Source organism: Nitratidesulfovibrio sp. 1201_IL3209 (assembly GCF_036763125.1).
Classification (GTDB): Bacteria; Desulfobacterota; Desulfovibrionia; order Desulfovibrionales; family Desulfovibrionaceae; genus Cupidesulfovibrio.
Window position 1 is genome coordinate 20,527 of the sequence record NZ_JBAIYT010000037.1, and the last position, 17,899, is coordinate 38,425.

Genomic DNA, 17,899 nt, shown 5'->3' on the forward strand with positions numbered 1-17,899 from the left:
ATGGCGTCCCGGAACAGAGCGCGGGAGCAGATGCGCCGGGCTCTTGGGGTGTTTTTCCGCCCAGTATGCCCCTGGTGCGAGCCTGGGCGCAATGTACCTGCGTTGGCGTGGCTGGGGCGGGCATGTCGAAAGATATTCTTTCAAGGATGCCGCAAGGAACCTGCTTTGTCCATGGGGTGTTGCGGCGGACAGGGGTGCTCCACGCCGGAACCGCGCGAGTAGCCTGCCTGCCGCGAGGATGGGGAAACCCGTAAGCACGATGCGGGCCGTCCCCGGTTGCCAACGCCTTGTTACGACGCGGCGGGCGGCTCGATGGGGCAGGAAGACCGGTCCCCCCCCCCCCGAACATGCGGGGGGGCAGGTTTTCGCCATTGAAGGGAAGGGGGGAATCGCGGTGAGGAGGGAGGGGGGCGGAAGCTCTTGCGCGGAAATACGAGTTTTTTAGGACGGTTGTGCATGAAAAAAGGTTGCATCCATTGATGCAACCTTTTTTCAGTGGCGTCCCCAAGGGGATTTGAACCCCTGTCGACGGCGTGAAAGGCCGTTGTCCTGGGCCAGCTAGACGATGGGGACACCCTGTGCGCCATGCGGCGCGGAAGAGACGGATACTCCGAAGGCGCGGGGTGCGTCAAGCGAAAAAGATGGCGGCGCGGCAGGGGAATGCGGGAGCGGTGGCGAGGGGGCTCACTTCCCCCCGGTGAGCCTGTCGCGCCCGTCCCGCCCGTTCCGCCCGTTCCGTCCGTCGTGCCCGGCGTGCCCGTTGCGTTCCGGCCCGCCCTGCTTCGCGGCGGCATCCCCGATCTCGTGGAACATGCGGACGTAGCTGGCGTAGGCGCGGGCCACGGGCGATTCCGGGTCGAAGGCGCCCAGCAGTCCGCCCAGGTTGTCCGGCCGGGGCGGCACGCGGGGCGGCGGCGCGCCGCGCGCCACGCGCACCTCGTCCAGCGGGGTGCGGCGTTGCAGCAGGTGCACCTCCACCCGCTCGAAGTACGGGCCGTCGGACACGTCGTCCATGAAGGCGTTGACCCGCTCCAGGATTTCCGGCGTCAGGAAGGTCAGGTCCTGCATGGCCATGTTGTCCTCCGCCCCCACCAGCAGGATGCGCTTGCGGTGCCCCAGCGGGTAGGCCAGCACGGCGATGTCCACCCCCATGACCATGTCCCAGTTCTCCCACAGGCGGACGAGGCGCATCCGTTCGGGTGCGCCGCGCCGTTCCAGGAACCCGCGCAGGGCTTCGCCGATGGCCTTCACCGGGGCCTCCGGCGGGCGGGCGCGGCGGGATGGATGCGGACGTGGATGATCGTCATGCGGGCGGTGTAGCATGTCCGGCCCCGAAACGCACCGGGCGCGCGCCGGGTATTGGCGGCCGGGGGCGGGAGGGGGCGGCGCATCGTCATTTCCCGCCGCGGCGCGAACGCCATCTACGCCAATATCTGGGGAAAGCACTGAAACCGTCATGTGTTACGAAAACGTGACTCCGCCGTCACCTGATCTTCGCCCGCGTGTCCCATGAATACGCCAGCCGCCGGGGAGGGTGGCGCGTCCCGGCCGCCGGGGCGCGCGTTTCGCGCGTCTTCCTTCCATCCGCTTCCCGCACCTGGCCCGGCCAACGCCGCACGGTACATTCACCGGGCATCTTCCAAGGACGGGCGCATGTTCACCACCGTATCGTTCCGCACCAAGCTCATCGCGGGCTCGCTGGTCATGGTGCTGGCCGCCATGTCCGGCATGCTGGTCACCAGCCTGGTGGACACCCGGCGCGGCTACCTGGCGCAGGGGCGCGCATCGTTGCGCAACGTCTCGCAGATACTCATGGAATCCGCGAAGTTCCAGGACACGCTGAACCGCAACAAGATCGGTTCGGACCTCAGGTTGATGCAGGTGCAGTTCGGCCTGGCCGGGTTCCCCATTCCGGAAATATTCATGGAGGTGGAGGCCACCCTGCGCGACGCCGGCACCGGCCGGCAGGTGAAGGCCACCCTGCCCGGCTTCAAGCTGGGGTCCGCCTACCTGCACGAAAGCACCGACCTCGTGGACCGCATCCGTGACCTGGCCGGGGTGGGGGCCTCCGTGCTGCAACTGCACGAAGGGCGGCTGGTGCGCGTCAGCACCAGCGTGGCCGACCCGTCCGGCAGCGCCCGCTGGACCTTTCTGGGCAAGGATAATCCGGTGACGGCGGCGCTGCTGTCCGGCAACGGCTTCACCGGCATCCTCAAAGTGGGCGGCGAATGGAACCTGGCCGCCTACGCCCCGGTAAAGGGCATGGACGGCAGCGAGATACTGGGCGCGGTGGAAGTGGCCCGCCCCCTGCTGGCCCCGGAATTCACCGCCGCCGTGGTGCGTCACAACGTGGGCGGCAAGGGGCATTCCTTTGCCTTCGACGGCGGGGGCAGCATCCTCATCCATCATGATCCTTCCATGGTGGGGCGCAACATTTCCGACCTGCCGTGGGGCGCGGCCCTGAAGCCGGGCGCTTCCGCCGACAGCCCGTCCGGCACCGCCAGTCCGGACTCTTCCCGCGCCGTCATATATACGGACGACGGCGAGGAGTACGAAGCCTGCGCCGACCGCTACGGGCCATGGGACATCACCTTCGTCACCACCGTCAGCCGCGCCGACCTGATGGAAGGCGTCAGCGCCCGGCTGTGGTGCGGCGCGGGCATCGCCGCCGCCGTGGCCCTGCCCGTGGCCGCGCTGGTGATCTGGCTGATGGTGCGCCAGTTGATGGCGCCCATGCAGCGGCTGGCCACCCTGGCCCAGCAGGTGGCGCGCGGCAATTTCGACTACACCTTCCACTACGCGGCCGACGACACCATCGGGGCCACGGTGCGCGCCGTGCAGGCCATGGTGGGCGAACTGCGCATGCGTCTGGGGTTCAGCCAGGGGGTCCTGGACGGGGTGGTGGTGCCCTGCGTGGTGGTGGACCTTGCCAACAACATCACCCACGTCAATGCCGAAGCCCTGGCCGTGCTGCGGCGCGCGGGCGAACCTTCCGCGTGGCTGGGCAGGCAACTGGGCGAACTGGTGTACGGCGGCGCGGCCGACGCCGTCCGCCCGGTGCTGACCCGGCGCAGCATGGAGCGGCGCGACCGGGTGGCCGAGGACCTCATCCTCGACCCGCAGGCCGACGGGCGCGAGGTGGTGCTGCACATGGTGGCCACGCCCATCTACGACCTGGAGGGTGAGTTGATGGGCGCCATCTCGCTGTGGGTGGACCTGACCCACGAGCGCGCCCAGCACGCCCGGCTGGACGCCCAGAACGCAGTCATCGCCGCCACCGCGCGCGAGGCGGAGGACATCGCCCGCCGGGTGGCCTCGTCGGCCCACGAACTGGCCGAGCAGGTGGCCCACTCCAGCGACGGCGCCGCCCGCCAACTGGCCCGCGTGGACGAGGTGACCGCCGCCATGGACCGCATGAACCAGACCGTGGCCGAGGTGGGCCGCCGCGCCGCGCTGGCCGTGGACATGGCCGGTTCCACCATGCAGGTGGCCGAGGATGGCCGTGACGTGGTGCGCGCCTCCATGGAGGTGATGCACCGGGTGCACGACCAGGTGGAACGGTTGCAGGACAACGTGACGGAACTGGGGCGCGAGGCGGAATCCATCGGCCAGATCATGGGGGTCATCAGCGACATCGCCGACCAGACCAACCTGCTGGCCCTCAACGCCGCCATCGAGGCGGCCCGCGCCGGCGAGGCCGGGCGGGGCTTCGCCGTGGTGGCCGACGAGGTGCGCAAGCTGGCGGAAAAGACCATGAGCGCCACCGGCCAGGTGGGCGAGCGCATCCGGGCCATCCAGCGGGCCACGCGCGGCTTCGTGGACAGCACCGCTTCCGTGGCCGGGGCCGTGCGCGAAAGCGACGCGCTGGCCACCCGCTCCGGCGGGGCGCTGGACGACATCCTGGCCCGCATCGGCGATTCCGGCGGCGAAGTGCGGGCCATCGCGGCCATGGCCGAGGCCCAGACGCGCGGCGGCGAGGAAGTGGTGCGCGCCGTGGCGGAAGTGGACGCCATCGCCCGCGAGACCGCGCAGGGCATGGCCGAATCGGCCCATGCCGTGGGCGGGCTTTCGCGCCTGGCCGGGGAACTGCAACATGTCATGGACGGCATGACGTGCGATGACAATGGTGCAACCCACTGCGATGAAAAGGAATCATGAGCAACAGGTCATGAGCGCGGGGGGCGGGCGGGGTGTGCGGCGCCGGAATGGTGGCGCGACACAGGATTGTAACGGTTGTCACAACAGGCCGTAACCTGCGCTGGATACTTCTTGTAGCGCGTTGACGCTGAATCGCACACAACTACCCCCATACAGGGGACCGTCAGGGAGGCTTGCAATGAAGTCGTTCAAGAAAGTGGCGCTGGCCGCCGCGCTCGTGCTGTCGCTGGCCGGTGTGGCCGAAGCCCGCGACCAGATCCGCATCGTGGGTTCCAGCACCGTGTATCCCTTCTCCAGCGCCGTGGCCGAAGAATTCGGCGCCACCAACAAGCAGTTCAAGTCGCCCGTGGTCGAATCCACCGGTTCCGGCGGCGGCCACAAGCTGTTCTACGCGGGCGTCGGCCCCGACACCCCGGACATCACCAACTCATCCCGCCGCATGAAGGTCGAGGAGTTCGAGGCCAACGCCAAGAACGGCGTCACCGACATCACCGAAGCCAAGATAGGCTTCGACGGCATCGTCATCGCCCAGAACATCGGCAACGCCGACATGAACCTTTCCCTGAAGGACCTGGCCCTGGCCGTGCTGGAAGAAGTGCCCGTGGACGGCAAGCTGGCTCCCAACCCCTACAAGACCTGGAAGCAGCTGAACCCGGCCCTGCCCGACCGCAAGATCGTCATCTACGGCCCGCCCGCCACCTCCGGCACCCGCGACGCCTTCATCGAAATGGTGGTCGAAAAGTTTACCGGCAAGGACGAGACCTTCAAGGCCGTGCTGGGCAAGGACGCCGCCCAGTACAAGAAGATCCGCCAGGACGGCCCCTACGTGCCCGCCGGTGAAAACGACAATCTCATCGTGCAGAAGCTGACCAAGGACACCGAGGCCGTGGGTATCTTCGGCTACAGCTTCCTGGCCGAGAACAAGGACCGCATCAAGGGCTGCACCGTGGAAGGCAACGCTCCCACCTTCGAGGCCATCTCCTCGGCCAGGTACCCCATCTCCCGCGCGCTGTTCTTCTACGTGAAGGACGCGCACATCGGGAAGATTCCCGGCCTCAAGGAATACGTGGAACTGTTCATGTCCGAAAAGATGATCGGCGATTCCGGCTACCTGAAGACCATCGGCCTCATCCCGCTGCCCGCCGCCGAACGCGAGCAGGTGCGCAAGGACGTGACCGGCTTCAGGAAGCTGACCGCCGCCGACCTGAAGTAGCAACAGGCCGCACGCGCCGGGGAAGGAAACCGCCTTCCCCGGCCTTCACCATTTCCGGGGGGTGCGCGCCCCCCGGCCAACGGGATCGCACATGACCATGGGAAGCGCGTTGCAGATGGCCCTGATGGCCATATTGCCGCTTTCGGTGCTGGCGTACATGATCGCCCGGCGCAGGGCGGGGGCCGACAATGCCCGCGGCACGGAATTCCATTCGCCGCTCGTGTACTACGGGTGGTATTCGTGCCTGTGGGTGGCCCTGCCGTCCATGGGCCTGTTCGTGCTGGCGGGGCTGCTGCACCTGCTGCACATCGCCACCGTGCCCGGCCCGGTACTGGCGGGCGGGGGCGTGGCCCTGGCCGCGTTCGGCCTGGTCTGGTCGCAGCGGGCCATCGGGCGCGACTTCCGCGCCATCCACCGGGTGGAGGGCGCGGTGCGCTGGGCGCTCATCGGGGCCTCGTGCATTTCCATCCTCATCACCATCGGCATCGTGGTTTCGGTGGTGTTCGAGGCCATGCAGTTCTTCCGGCTGGTGAACCTGTGGGACTTCCTGACCGGCACCAAGTGGAGCCCGGAGACGGCCTTTCTCATTTCCACCGGCCGGGCCGACGGCAACGTGGCCACGCCGGAATTCGGATCGCTGCCGCTGTTCGCGGGCACCTTCTACATCACCGCCGTGGCCATGCTGGTGGCCGTGCCCATGGGGCTGTTCGCAGCGGTGTACATGGCGGAATACGCCAGCAAGCGGGTGCGGCGCATCGCCAAGCCCGCGCTGGAAATCCTGGCGGGCATCCCCACCGTGGTCTACGGGTTCTTCGCGGCCATCACGGTCAGCCCGCTCATCGTGCACCTGGCCGAGGCCGTGGGGCTGGAGGCGGAATACACCAACGCCCTGGCGCCGGGCCTGGTCATGGGGGTGATGATCATCCCGCTGGTCTCCTCGCTGTCGGACGACGTGATCAACGCCGTGCCCCAGGCCATGCGCGAAGGGTCGTACGCGCTGGGGGCCACTCCGTCGGAGACCATCCGCAAGGTGGTGCTGCCCGCAGCGCTGCCGGGCGTGGTTTCCGCCGTGCTGCTGGCCGTGTCGCGCGCGGTGGGCGAGACCATGATCGTGGTCATGGCCGCCGGGCTCATGCCCAACCTGACGTGGAACCCGCTGAAGAGCATGACCACCGTCACCGTGAGCATCGTGGATTCGCTCACCGGCGACCAGGCCTTCGACAGCCCGCAGACCCTTTCGGCCTTCGGGCTGGGCCTCGTGCTGCTGGTGCTCACGCTGGTGCTCAACGTGGTCTCGCTGGTGGTCATCCGCAAGTTCCGCGAACAGTACGAGTAGGGGGGCGGCATGGCATCATTGTTCGGCATCGACGAAAAGAAACTGCTGCGCAAACGGCGCGCGGCCGAAAAGCGCTTCCGCCTGTGCGCCATTTCCGCGCTGTTCCTGGCCGGGGCGTTCCTGGTGTTCTTCCTGTTCGACATCACCATGAAGGGCTACCCGGCCTTCCAGCAGGCGGAACTGCTGGTGACCGTGAACTACACGGCCGAGGCGCACGACAACCCCTACGCCGCCATGGACCCGGACACGGTGCAGGTGGTCTCGCGCAGCTTCACCCGGCTCATCCCGTCCATGATGGCCGAGAACAGCCGGCTCATCGGCACCTCGCAGGAACTGTGGGTGCTGGCCAGCGCGGACACCGACCAGTACATGAAGGGGAACCCCAACCGGCTGCGGCCCAGGCACCAGACGCTGGTGGACACCATGCGCCAAGAAGGCAAGGCGCGCCTGGCCTTCAACTGGGGGTTCTTCGAATCGGGCGACTCCAAGCTGCCGGAACTGGCGGGCATCCGCGCGGCGGCCATCGGTTCGCTGTACGTGCTGCTGATCACCCTGGCCATCAGCTTCCCCGTGGGGGTGATGTGCGCGGTGTATCTGGAGGAATTCGCGCCGGACAACCGGCTGACCCAGATCATCGAGGTGAACATCAACAACCTGGCGGCCATCCCGTCCATCCTGTACGGGCTGCTGGGGCTGGCCATCTTCATCAACTTCATGGGGGTGGCCCGCTCGTCGGCCCTGGTGGGCGGCCTCACCCTGTCGCTGATGACCCTGCCCGCCATCATCATCAGCACGCGGGCGGCCATCCGGTCCATTCCCCCGTCCATCCGCGAGGCGGCGCTGGCCCTTGGGGCCACGCCGTTGCAGGTGGTGTGGCACCACGTCCTGCCGCTGTCGCTGCCGGGCATCCTGACGGGCACCATCATCGGCCTGGCCCGCGCCATGGGCGAAACCGCGCCCCTGCTCATCGTGGGCATGATGGCCTACATCCCCGAGGCCCCGGAAAACTTCAGCAGCGCGGCCACGGTGCTGCCCGCCCAGATATTCACCTGGGCGTCGGATTCGCAGCGCGCGTTCTCGGAGCGCACCGCCGCGGGCATCATGGTGCTGCTGGTGCTGCTGCTGGGCATGAACGCCACGGCCATCTGGCTGCGCAACAAGTACGAGCGCAAGTGGTAGGAGGGCGGTGGACCGCGCCCGGCGCCAAGAATAGGCAAAGATGCACGAACGGCGGCCCCGCAGGGGGCCGCCGTTTTCATATCCGTGTGCGCGGGAAATCAGCCGTTGGTATAGACGGACAGCAGAAAGCCCACGCGGTCGGAATATTCGGCCATGTCGAGCGTCTTCACTTCCGCGTCGGCGGGGTCGATGATCGTCAGCTCCGAAAAGGCCACGCCCCCGGAGGGCGGCAGGAACGGCAACAGGGGATTGACGAAGGAATAGCGCGCGCCCACCACCAGCACCGCATGCCCGACGCCGGTTTGTTGGTTCGTTATGCCGAGCATCACCGGCTGGTTGTTGCCCAGCGTCTGGACGAGATGCATGGCTCCCGCCTCGGTGAGCGTGGTGTTCACGAAGCCCATGGAACGCAGCATGTCGGCCACGCTGCCCGCCTTGCCTGCGTCGTCGGTCTTGCTTTTGTACCGTGCGACGATGGTCTCCTGGTCGATGTATCTGCCGTCGCGCGACCCGATAAGACACTGGACGCATGCCGCCCAGCAGTATTCCTCGTCCTTCTGTTTTTCCGGCTTTGCTATCTGTGTACAGCTGATGGTGTAGTCGTTTGTTCCAATGCTCTGTGATTTATACATGAAGTTTGTCTGCGGTGTGACGGTAATGGCTTTGCCATTCACTTTGATCTTGCTGCTCAGATCGTATGCCGCCTGGAAAGCGTTGCGGATCTCCTTGCGCATGTCATGCTGCTTCGACAGGAGATCCACATTGTATGTCTTTCTGTAATATTCGACGGAGGTGATCCGTTGTTCCAGTTTCGGAACAGGGATGGGCCCCACCGTGGTCATTCCCGTGGTGACGCAGCCGCTCAAAAGGATGAGGAGGACGAGGGCAGGCAAAAATGGCGGCCTGTGCATGTCACTGGCCTTCTTGCCGGGTGGCGTCCTGCGCGGCGTGCCCCGCATGCTGCTGGGAGGCGGAGGTTGTTCCCGCAGGTTTCGGAGGATTGTAGGCGAAAGGTTTGCCGTACGTTCCGCATCCGGCGAGCGTCGCAAGCAGAAGACATGCTGCGAGACATTTCATTTTCATGACAAGGCCCTCCCGGTTTTTGATGGTTGATCAGGAGTTGTATTTTCCCCTTCTTGTTTCCTGTATTTGCATGAGCATTTTCTTGAGGATATCCTCGTAGATATCCTTCGTTGTGGTGAATTGGTCGTCCAACGCCCTGCGTGCCTGAGCGCACTGGGAGATTTCCTGGACGTGCATGTTGAAATACAAGTCTATATTCCGTTCAAGGGAGACGATGCCTTCGGATATCGGGTCGTGAGCGGACATTCTGGAAAAATACACCTTGGCCATGGCGCAGGCCGCATCATAGGGTTCCGTCATCGTGACGGAATTGTACGTCTTGGAGTGTTCCCTGCGGGTTTCCACGTCGTCGGGGCGCTGTCCGCATGCAATGCCAAGCTCAAGATCCTTGACCTGCGACATCAAATTCATCGTCGTTGTAATCGATTTGGAGAAATATCGTATTGTTTCTTCCTGCTTCTGCAGAAGTTCGAGCTGATAGCGTTCTTTTGATTCGCGTTCGCTCATGACCCACGGAAACAGAATACTGACCAGCATGGCGGTCATGAGGGGAGTATTCAGTATCAACAAGGTGGTAATGAATTTTTTGGATGAACAGCACGGATGTGAGTGTGCATCATGAGGATGTAATGGGCAGTTGCGTATGCTCATGGTTGTGCAGGGGGTGTTTCGATTTCTATTTCAAGGCGATTTGTCCGGAATGGACGCTAATTGTTTATGAAGTGCGCATTGCTATGCAGATTTTCAGATGAATAATATGTTTGAAATTTACTATAAATACAAATTGTTGCAGTGTATTTATGGCAAGATGTATCGTGCTGCATGCCTGTGTTGCAGGCATGAATGAGTCATGCGCGCACGACAGCCAATGCAGAACATATTCTCCAACGGGTGATGTTTGCGGTAGTATGCCTTGCTTCAATACTTTATTCAATATGTATTTTCATATATTCGTATGATCGTTTGCCATGGAACAGGCTCTGGGGGGCCAGAGTCATCCTGCTTTGGAAACGGCGTTGATCGGGATGGCGCGGGCCGCGCCCGGTATCGTCCGCCCCATGTGACGACGAACGGCGGCCCCGCAGGGGGCCGCCGTTTTCGCGCGCGAGGGGAGGGGGGCGGTTACAGCGCGGGGCCGCCCACCACGGCGTCGGGGAACAGGGGGGGGAAGAGGTCGGAAAGGGCAAAGGTGGGCAGGGCCACCCGCACGGGAGCCACATGGGTGGCTGCTTGGAGCAGCCCCGTCCGCAGCAGCAGACTGAGCACGCGGCGGCCCGTGCGCTGGCTTTTGCCAAGCACCATGGTGGCCATGCCGCGTTCCAGTTCGCCGGTTTCAAAGACCAGGGCCAGCAGGCGGGCCACCAGCGCCGCGTCCTCCGGCCGGAGGACGCCCGCCGCCTCGGGAATGCCCACAAGATGCCGATGTACCACGGTCTGGTAGCGCAGGGCGATGTTCCGGACGTCGAGGCTGGCGGCCATGAAGTTGATCTGGTCCAGACAGGTTTCGAGGACGAACGCGCAGAAGTCCGCCAGGTCAACCGGGCCGAAGCGGCCATCGCGTTGCGGGTCGGCGGCGTTCAGGTGGATGAAGTACCCTGCCCGGTCGCGGGAGATGCCGCGCGAGAAGGACCAGGCGCCACTCTCGTTGACTCCGGCCGCGCGCAGGTAGAGTTCGGTCAGCAGGCGCACCACGCGGCCGTTGCCGTCACGGAAGGGGTGAAGCCACGTCAGCCTGTGGTGGCTGGCGGCCGCCGCGATGAGTCTGTCCAGTCCGTGGTGGCGGTCTGGCGCGTATGCTTCGGCAAACTGGCGCATCAATCCGGGCAGGTCGCGGGCCAGCGGGCCGTGGATGCTGGCCCCGCCGTCCACGGACACCTCGCGGTCGCGCAGTTGGCCGGGCGCCACGGAAATGTCGGTAAACCGGCCCCCGGAATGCACATACTGGTGCGCCTCGGGCAGGTGGCTGAAAAATTCGCGGTGCATGTCCAGCAGGAAGGCCGTGGAGCAGATGTCGCGGGGCGTCTCCGCTAGTTGCCGCACCAGGGCCGACTCCGTTTCCACGTGGGCGAGGCCCAGTTCCTGCGCGTAACGGCGTTGATCGTCGGGCGAAAAGCGCCGCTGGTAGGCAGCCTCGATGGCGAAGATGGACGTCCTGCTGCCTTCGATCAGGTTGCTGTGGTAGCTGTTCAACAACCGGATGCGCGCCCTCAGGGTGGCGGCCGTCAGCGGATGCAGGCTGCCGTCCAGTTGGGCGGAGGCGCGCACCACCGCCAGCGCCTGATCGCGCAGTGCATCGAGGTGTTGCCCCTCGGGCAGGACGGGGGCCAGTCTGGCCGGTATGTTGTCCGGTTTCATATGCAGGATATATAGTGAGATACAGGGGAAAAGGCAATATGTTTGGCCGGTTCATTGGCCGGTTCGGGGCGTGGTTGCCCGAAGGGGGATTTGTCCGCTCACAGGCAGTCGGGAAGGAGACGGTTGCGCCTTTTGTTGACTTTGATTTTCAATTTCAATACACAGGTGGGGCCGCCGACGTGGCCCACCCCGCACCGATGACGCTCACCCCCCTGCGCCATGACCGCGAGGCAACCGGGTCGCAACCCCCGTCGGCGTCGCGTCCGTCCCGTGGCCGTCCCGCGTCCGCCAGCATCTGGCCGGATGCGGAGCCGGTCCGGCAGGGCGGCGTGCCCGGCACGTGCCTTCCCCCACATGGTGTCCGTCCAATACGCCTCGCTGCGGGGTTTGCCGGGTGCGCCGCGCCTCTCGGCGGGCCGGTGCCGCCCGTCCGGTCGAGCCAGTTCGAGCCAGTTCGGCCCAATCCGGCCCGGTCCGGACCAGCCGCCCGCCATTCCTTCATCCCATGGAGCCTTCATGATTCCTTCCCAGATCGCCCGCGCCCTTGCCACGCTGGTGGCCATTCGCCGTCCCGTGTTCCTGTGGGGCGCGCCGGGCGTGGGCAAGAGCCGGGTGGTGGCGCAGGTCGCCCACGGCCTCGGCATGGACCTGTGCGACATCCGCGCCGTGCTGCTGGATCCCGTGGACCTGCGCGGCCTGCCTTCCATCGACGCCGCCGGGCGCGCCCGGTGGTGCCCGCCTTCGTTCCTGCCCGACGGGGGCCGGGGCATCCTGTTCCTGGACGAACTGAACGCCGCGCCGCCGCTGGTGCAGGCCGCCTGCTACCAGCTGATCCTGGACCGCCAGCTTGGCGAATACCGCCTGCCCGACGGCTGGGCCGTGGTGGCGGCGGGCAACCGCGAGCAGGACCGGGCCGTAACCCACCGCATGCCCACCGCCCTGGCCAACCGCATGGTGCACCTGGACTTCGAGACCGACCTGGACGACTGGCTGGGCTGGGCGCAAGGCACGAACATCCGCCCGGAAGTGACGGCCTTCCTGCGCTTTCGCCCGCGCCTGCTGCACGACTTCGACCCCGCCGTGGCCGACCGGGCCTTCCCCTCGCCGCGCACCTGGGAATACGTGTCCGACATGCTGGCCGCCGGGCCGGACGAGGCCGTGGAATACGACCTGGTGCGCGGGGCCGTGGGCGAAGGGGCCGCCGCCGAATTCGCGGGGTTCCTGCGGGTGTGGCGCGACCTGCCCGAGCCGGACGCCGTGCTGGCAGCCCCGCAGGACGCCCCGGTGCCCGACGAGCCCGCCGCGGCCTACGCCATTTGCGAGGCCCTGGCCCGCCACGCCGCGCCCGACACCATGGAAGCGCTGGTCTGCTACGCCGACCGTCTGCCCGTGGAATTCGGCGTGCTGCTGATGCGCGATTCGGTGCGCGCCGACACCACGGTGGTGGAAACCCCGTCCTTTGCGCGGTGGGCCCAGGCCAACGCCCACGTGTTGCTGTGAGCGGGGCTGTGCACCCGGAATCCCCCCTTCCCCCGGCCGACGTTCCCCCCTCGCCGGAAACGCAGGCCCACGCCCGCATGCTGCGCGCCCGCGCCGCGCTGGTGCTGGACCATCCCTTCTTCGGCTCGCTGGCCCTGCGGCTGCACCTGAAGGCGGACCCGGCCTGCGACGGCCTGTGGACCGACGGCGTGACCCTGGGCTTCAACCCGCAACGGGTGGCCGCCCTGCCCGACGCCATGGTCGTGTTCATGCAGGCGCACGAGGTGTTGCACGTGGTCTGCGGCCACCACGTGCGCCGCCACGGGCGCGATGAGGGCCTCTGGAACCGCGCCTGCGATTACGCGGTGAACGGGATACTGCTGGACGCGGGCTTCACCCTGCCCGCCGGGTTTCTGGACGCGCCGGAACACCGGGGCCGCACGGCGGAAGACATCTACGCCGTGCTTTCACGCATGCAGGAAGAAGAGAAGGGCGGCGGCACCGGCGACAAGGCCCAGGGCGAGGCCGAGGCCAGCGGCGCGCGCTCCGGTGCGTCCGGCGACCAGCCGGAAGAGGCGTCGGCCACGCAGCGCCGCAGCGACCCGGAACAGACCCCGCCGGAACTGCCGGAAGGCGACGACGCCGACGGGCGCGGCGGCGACCGCACGGGCGAGGGCGAAGGCCGCGACAACGTGGAAACGTCCTTTTCCGGCGAGGTGCGCGACCATCCCGCCTTGCAGGGCGACGCGTCCGACGCCGCCCGCCGCCGGGCCGAGCGCGACCTGCGCATCGACCTCGGGCAGGCGGTGCAGGGGGCGCGCTTCATGGGCGATGTGCCCGCCGGGCTGGAACGGCTGGCCGGGCAGGCCCTGCATCCGCCGCTGGATTGGCGCACCCTGCTGCGCCGGTTCATCCGCCAGTGTACGGCCAACGATTATTCCTGGACGCCGCCCAACCGGCGCTACGTACACATGGGGCTGCACCTGCCCTCGTTGCGTTCGCAGGACCTGCCGGAACTGGTGCTGGTCATCGACAGTTCCGGCTCGGTGGACGACGCCGCGCTGGCCCGCTTCTGCGGCGAGGTGTCCGCCATATTGCAGGATTTCGACACCCGGCTCACGGTGATCTACTGCGACTGCGCCGTGCAGGACGTGCTGCACCTGACCCGCTGGGACCTGCCCCTGCGCCTGACCCCGCGCGGCGGGGGCGGCACCGACTACCGCCCGGCCTTCGCCCGCGTGGACGCCGACGGCCTGCGCCCGGCCTGCCTGATCTGCCTCACCGACCTTGAATGCAACCGCTTTCCCGCGCCGCCGCCGTACCCGGTGCTGTGGGCGTCCACCCGGCCCGTGAGGGCGGGCGGTGGCGACGACGCCCCGCCCTTCGGCGAGGTGCTGACCCTGCACCAAGGAGCCTGACCATGCGCATCGAATGGCGCATCGACAAACAGCGGGGCAACCTGCGCCCCGTGCTGCGCTACACCGTGTCCCTGGAACCCCACGAAAAGGCGCTGGCCGTGCCCCCGGTGCGGGTGCAGTCCACCATCCCGGAGCCGCCCGATTCGTGGCGGCCGCACTGCTACCCCGGCGAAAGCGAGCGCGCGGGCGAGGCCCCCAAGGGCATGTACGTGCTGGATGCCCCCTCGCACGCGGGCCGCGAGACGGAAACCACGCTGCGCCTGCCTTGGCGCGAGGACAACGAGTACCCCGAGGTGGAGGCGTCGTTCGCCCTGCTGCGCGACGCCTGCGAGGCGCAACTGACCCGCGCCCACGCCAGCGAGCCCATGAACCTGCGCGGCGAACTGCGCGCCACCGAATCCATGCGCCGCCACGTGGCCCCGGCCGTGGTGGCCGAGCGGTTGCTGCGTCTGGCCCGGTAGGGGCTGTTTCCAAATGGTCCTTTCGCCCGTTGGCTTCCGACCCGAAGGGCGCGAAGCGTGGCCGTTGGGCGAGCTTGCGAGCCCTACGGCCATCGTGCGCAACGCGGTCAAGCTTCGCCTGCCATATCGATCGAATACGATAAGAGTATGCGTTGCGGTCGCCATCCGTAAGGTTCGCAAGCTCACCTAACGGCTGCCGCACTCCCTCATGACAGGCTCGCTTTCCTTGCCAACGAACGAAAATCCTCATTTGGAAATAGCCCCTGAGTAGCGACGGCACCGCCCGGCCTCCCGGATGATTCATCTCTGCGTCCTTCACATGGCGGGCTTGCCATGCTCATGCCGCCCCATGCGTCCTTGCCGGCGCATGGGGCGGCGTCGCGCTGTATGCGCCGGAGCGGATACTTGCAAATCAACTTTTCTTGATGTATAAATATCAAGGCATCCGGAAACGGTTGCCCGGCGCGTGGCAAACCGCGCGCCATCCCTTGAAAAACCTTGCGCGGGAATCCCCATGTCGGCAGCACTCGACTACTTCAAGGCTCTTTCCGACGACACCCGGATGCGGCTCATGCACGTGCTGAACAAGCACGAACTGAACGTGAACGAACTGGTCTCCATCCTTGAGATGGGCCAGTCGCGGGTGTCGCGCCATCTCAAGATCCTGACCGGGGCGGGGCTGCTGGTCTCGCGCCGCGATGGGCTGTGGGTGTTCTACGCCGCCCCGGCAGAGGGCGAGGGCCGCGACTTTCTGGACGCGGTGGCCCCGTTCATCGCCGAGGACATGACCCTGCAGGGCGACATGGCCATGGCCGAGAAGATCATCGAGGAACGGGCGCTGAAGACCCGCCAGTTCTTCAACGCCATTGCCGAGGACTGGGACGAACTGAACCGCGAGGTGCTGGGCGGGTTCGACCTGGCGGGCGCCGTGGCGGACGCCATGCCCGCCGCCGCGCCGGGCGGCCCGGACGCCGCGCCGGGCTGTCGGGTGGCCGTGGACCTGGGCTGCGGCACGGGCACCGTGCTGGAGCGCATGCTGCCCCGCGCGCAGGAGGTCATCGGCGTGGACGGTTCGCCGCGCATGCTGGAAATGGCCCGTCGCCGCCTGGCCGACGCCGGGGGGCGCGTTTCGCTGCGCATCGGCGAACTGGACCACCTGCCCCTGCGCGACGGCGAGGCCGACTTCGCGTCCATCAACATGGTGCTGCACCACCTGTCGGAACCGGTGGCGGCCCTGCGCGAGATCGGCCGTACCCTGCGCACCGGCGGCCTGCTGTTCATCAGCGACTTCGACCGGCACGACAACGAACGCATGCGCACCGACTATGGCGACCGCTGGCTCGGCTTCGACCGGGCCGCGCTGACGGCCCGCCTTTCCGAGGCGGGCTTTGTCGTGCGCCGGGCGGACCTGCGAGAGGTGAGCAAGGGGTTGTCGCTGCACCTGATTCTTGCCGAGAAGGCATAGCCGGGTGCGCCTTGCGGCAACCACCGGCCGTTGAGCGGGAACCATACTCCCGCCGCTGCGCCGCCGGCCAGCGCCCGACCCACCGGCACAACAACCGAATCCTTCCCCACGGAGGCACAGATGACCGATGCCAAGCGGGCGCAAGCCCTGGACCTTTCCCTTGCCAACAAGGTGGCCGACATGGCCCTGGCCGACTTCGGCCACAAGGAAATGCAGCTTTCCGAGCGTGAAGTGCCGGGGCTGATGGAACTCATCCGCATGTACGGCGCCAGCAAGCCGCTGAAGGGCCTGCGCGTCACCGGCTCGCTGCACATGACCATCCAGACGGCCATGCTCATCAAGACGCTGTACGAGTTGGGCGCGGACATCCGCTGGGCCTCGTGCAACATCTTCTCCACCCAGGACCACGCGGCGGCGGCCATTGCCGATTCCGGCATGGCCAAGGTGTTCGCCTGGAAGGGCGAAACGCTGGAAGACTACTGGTGGTGCACCGAAATGGCGCTGACCTGGCCCGACGGCGGCGGCCCCGACCTGCTGGTTGACGACGGCGGCGACGCCACCCTGATGATCCACAAGGGCGTCGAGGTGGAAAACAACCCCGAACTGCTCAAGCAGGCCTACGACAACAAGGAGTTCCAGATCATCATGGACCGCCTTGCCCTGTCGTACCAGAAGGATTCCGGCCGCTGGCAGCGCGTGGCCGCCCGCGTGCGCGGAGTATCCGAAGAAACCACCACCGGGGTGCACCGCCTGTACCAGCTGGAACAGGAAGGCAAGCTGCTGTTCCCGGCCATCAACGTCAACGACTCGGTGACCAAGTCCAAGTTCGACAACCTGTACGGCTGCCGCGAATCATTGGCCGACGGCATCAAGCGCGCCACCGACGTGATGGTGGCGGGCAAGGTGGTGGTGGTGGCGGGCTACGGCGACGTGGGCAAGGGCTGCGCCCAGTCCATGCGCGGCTTCGGCGCGCGGGTGCTGGTGACCGAAATCGACCCCATCTGCGCCCTGCAGGCGGCCATGGAAGGCTACGAGGTGACCACCATGGAAAAGGCCGTGGAGGAAGGCGACATCTTCGTCACCGCCACCGGCAACTACAAGGTCATCACCGGCGCGCACATGGAGGCCATGAAGGACGAGGCCATCGTCTGCAACATTGGGCACTTCGACAACGAAATCGACATGCACTACCTGGAAACCACCCCCGGCTGCACCTGCCTGAACATCAAGCCGCAGGTGGACAAGTGGACCCTGACGTCGGGCCGCTCCATCATCGTGCTGGCCGAAGGGCGGCTGGTGAACCTGGGCTGCGCCACCGGCCACCCCAGCTTCGTCATGTCCAACAGCTTCACCAACCAGACCCTGGCCCAGATCGAGCTTGCCACCAACCCCGACCTGGAACGCAAGGTGTACATCCTGCCCAAGAAGCTGGACGAACAGGTGGCCCGCCTGCACCTGGCCCGTCTGGGCGTTACTCTGACCACCCTGACCCGGGAGCAGGCCGAGTACATCGGCGTGCCCTTGGATGGGCCGTACAAGCCGGATCACTACCGGTACTAGGGTAGAGAAGGGATAGAATGAATGTGAAACCGCCTCCGGGAAGGAATTCCCGGAGGCGGTTCTGCTTATGGCTTTAGCCAGTTGAGGGAGCGAAGCGACCGAAACAGAAAACCACCCGCTATGCGGGTGGAGTCAATCGGTTATACCAAAAAACACCTTTCCGGTTACGCTATAGGTGTTCAAGCCAGTCGC

13 protein-coding genes and 1 tRNA gene are annotated in these 17,899 nt (G+C 66.4%); 9 read left to right on the forward strand and 5 right to left on the reverse strand.

The features are described from left to right. Positions 1–496: 496 nt before the first annotated feature. Positions 497–573, reverse strand: a tRNA-Glu gene (locus V6B97_RS14665). Between the two features lie 111 nt (positions 574–684). After that, entirely contained in the window at positions 685–1,251 is a 567-nt protein-coding gene (locus V6B97_RS14670; protein WP_333507256.1) for a DUF721 domain-containing protein, read from the reverse strand. Positions 1,252–1,653: 402 nt separating this feature from the next. On the opposite strand from V6B97_RS14670, the gene V6B97_RS14675 reads away from it, so the two are divergent. The 4 genes from V6B97_RS14675 (at position 1,654) to pstA (ending at position 7,886) form a co-directional block, all read left to right on the forward strand. After that, complete coding sequence (locus V6B97_RS14675) at positions 1,654–4,158, forward strand: methyl-accepting chemotaxis protein (RefSeq protein ID WP_333507257.1); 2,505 nt, start codon at positions 1,654–1,656, stop codon at positions 4,156–4,158. A 178-nt stretch (positions 4,159–4,336) separates the two neighbouring features. Beyond that, positions 4,337–5,371, forward strand: a complete 1,035-nt coding sequence (locus tag V6B97_RS14680; RefSeq protein ID WP_333507258.1) for a PstS family phosphate ABC transporter substrate-binding protein — start codon at positions 4,337–4,339, stop codon at positions 5,369–5,371. 91 nt (positions 5,372–5,462) lie between these two features. Then, on the forward strand, positions 5,463–6,707 hold the full coding sequence (gene pstC / locus V6B97_RS14685; RefSeq protein ID WP_333507259.1) for a phosphate ABC transporter permease subunit PstC: 1,245 nt from the start codon (positions 5,463–5,465) through the stop codon (positions 6,705–6,707). Positions 6,708–6,716: 9 nt separating this feature from the next. Further along, the gene (gene pstA, locus V6B97_RS14690; protein ID WP_333507260.1) at positions 6,717–7,886 is read left to right on the forward strand and encodes a phosphate ABC transporter permease PstA; all 1,170 of its coding nucleotides are present in this window, start codon (positions 6,717–6,719) and stop codon (positions 7,884–7,886) included. Between the two features lie 98 nt (positions 7,887–7,984). Here the strand turns inward: pstA and V6B97_RS14695 are convergent, their stop codons facing one another. From V6B97_RS14695 to V6B97_RS14705, 3 genes are all read right to left on the reverse strand, one after another. Beyond that, the gene (locus V6B97_RS14695; protein WP_333507261.1) at positions 7,985–8,797 is read right to left on the reverse strand and encodes a papain-like cysteine protease family protein; all 813 of its coding nucleotides are present in this window, start codon (positions 8,795–8,797) and stop codon (positions 7,985–7,987) included. A 202-nt stretch (positions 8,798–8,999) separates the two neighbouring features. Next, on the reverse strand, positions 9,000–9,515 hold the full coding sequence (locus V6B97_RS14700) for a hypothetical protein (protein WP_333507262.1): 516 nt from the start codon (positions 9,513–9,515) through the stop codon (positions 9,000–9,002). A gap of 576 nt (positions 9,516–10,091) precedes the next feature. Beyond that, on the reverse strand, positions 10,092–11,324 hold the full coding sequence (locus V6B97_RS14705) for a Fic family protein (protein ID WP_333507263.1): 1,233 nt from the start codon (positions 11,322–11,324) through the stop codon (positions 10,092–10,094). 516 nt (positions 11,325–11,840) lie between these two features. Between V6B97_RS14705 and V6B97_RS14710 the strand changes: the two genes are divergently transcribed. The 5 genes from V6B97_RS14710 (at position 11,841) to ahcY (ending at position 17,707) form a co-directional block, all read left to right on the forward strand. Further along, positions 11,841–12,824, forward strand: coding sequence for a MoxR family ATPase (locus V6B97_RS14710; RefSeq protein WP_333507264.1), 984 nt, complete (start codon positions 11,841–11,843; stop codon positions 12,822–12,824). An 8-nt stretch (positions 12,825–12,832) separates the two neighbouring features. Then, positions 12,833–14,221, forward strand: coding sequence for a DUF2201 family putative metallopeptidase (locus tag V6B97_RS14715; RefSeq protein WP_333507266.1), 1,389 nt, complete (start codon positions 12,833–12,835; stop codon positions 14,219–14,221). A gap of 2 nt (positions 14,222–14,223) precedes the next feature. Continuing rightward, on the forward strand, positions 14,224–14,682 hold the full coding sequence (locus V6B97_RS14720; RefSeq protein WP_333507267.1) for a hypothetical protein: 459 nt from the start codon (positions 14,224–14,226) through the stop codon (positions 14,680–14,682). 514 nt (positions 14,683–15,196) lie between these two features. After that, entirely contained in the window at positions 15,197–16,147 is a 951-nt protein-coding gene (locus V6B97_RS14725; RefSeq protein ID WP_333507268.1) for an ArsR/SmtB family transcription factor, read from the forward strand. Positions 16,148–16,267: 120 nt separating this feature from the next. Next, positions 16,268–17,707: an adenosylhomocysteinase gene (gene ahcY / locus V6B97_RS14730; protein ID WP_333507269.1), complete on the forward strand. Its 1,440-nt coding sequence runs from the start codon at positions 16,268–16,270 to the stop codon at positions 17,705–17,707. Positions 17,708–17,899 lie beyond the last annotated feature (192 nt).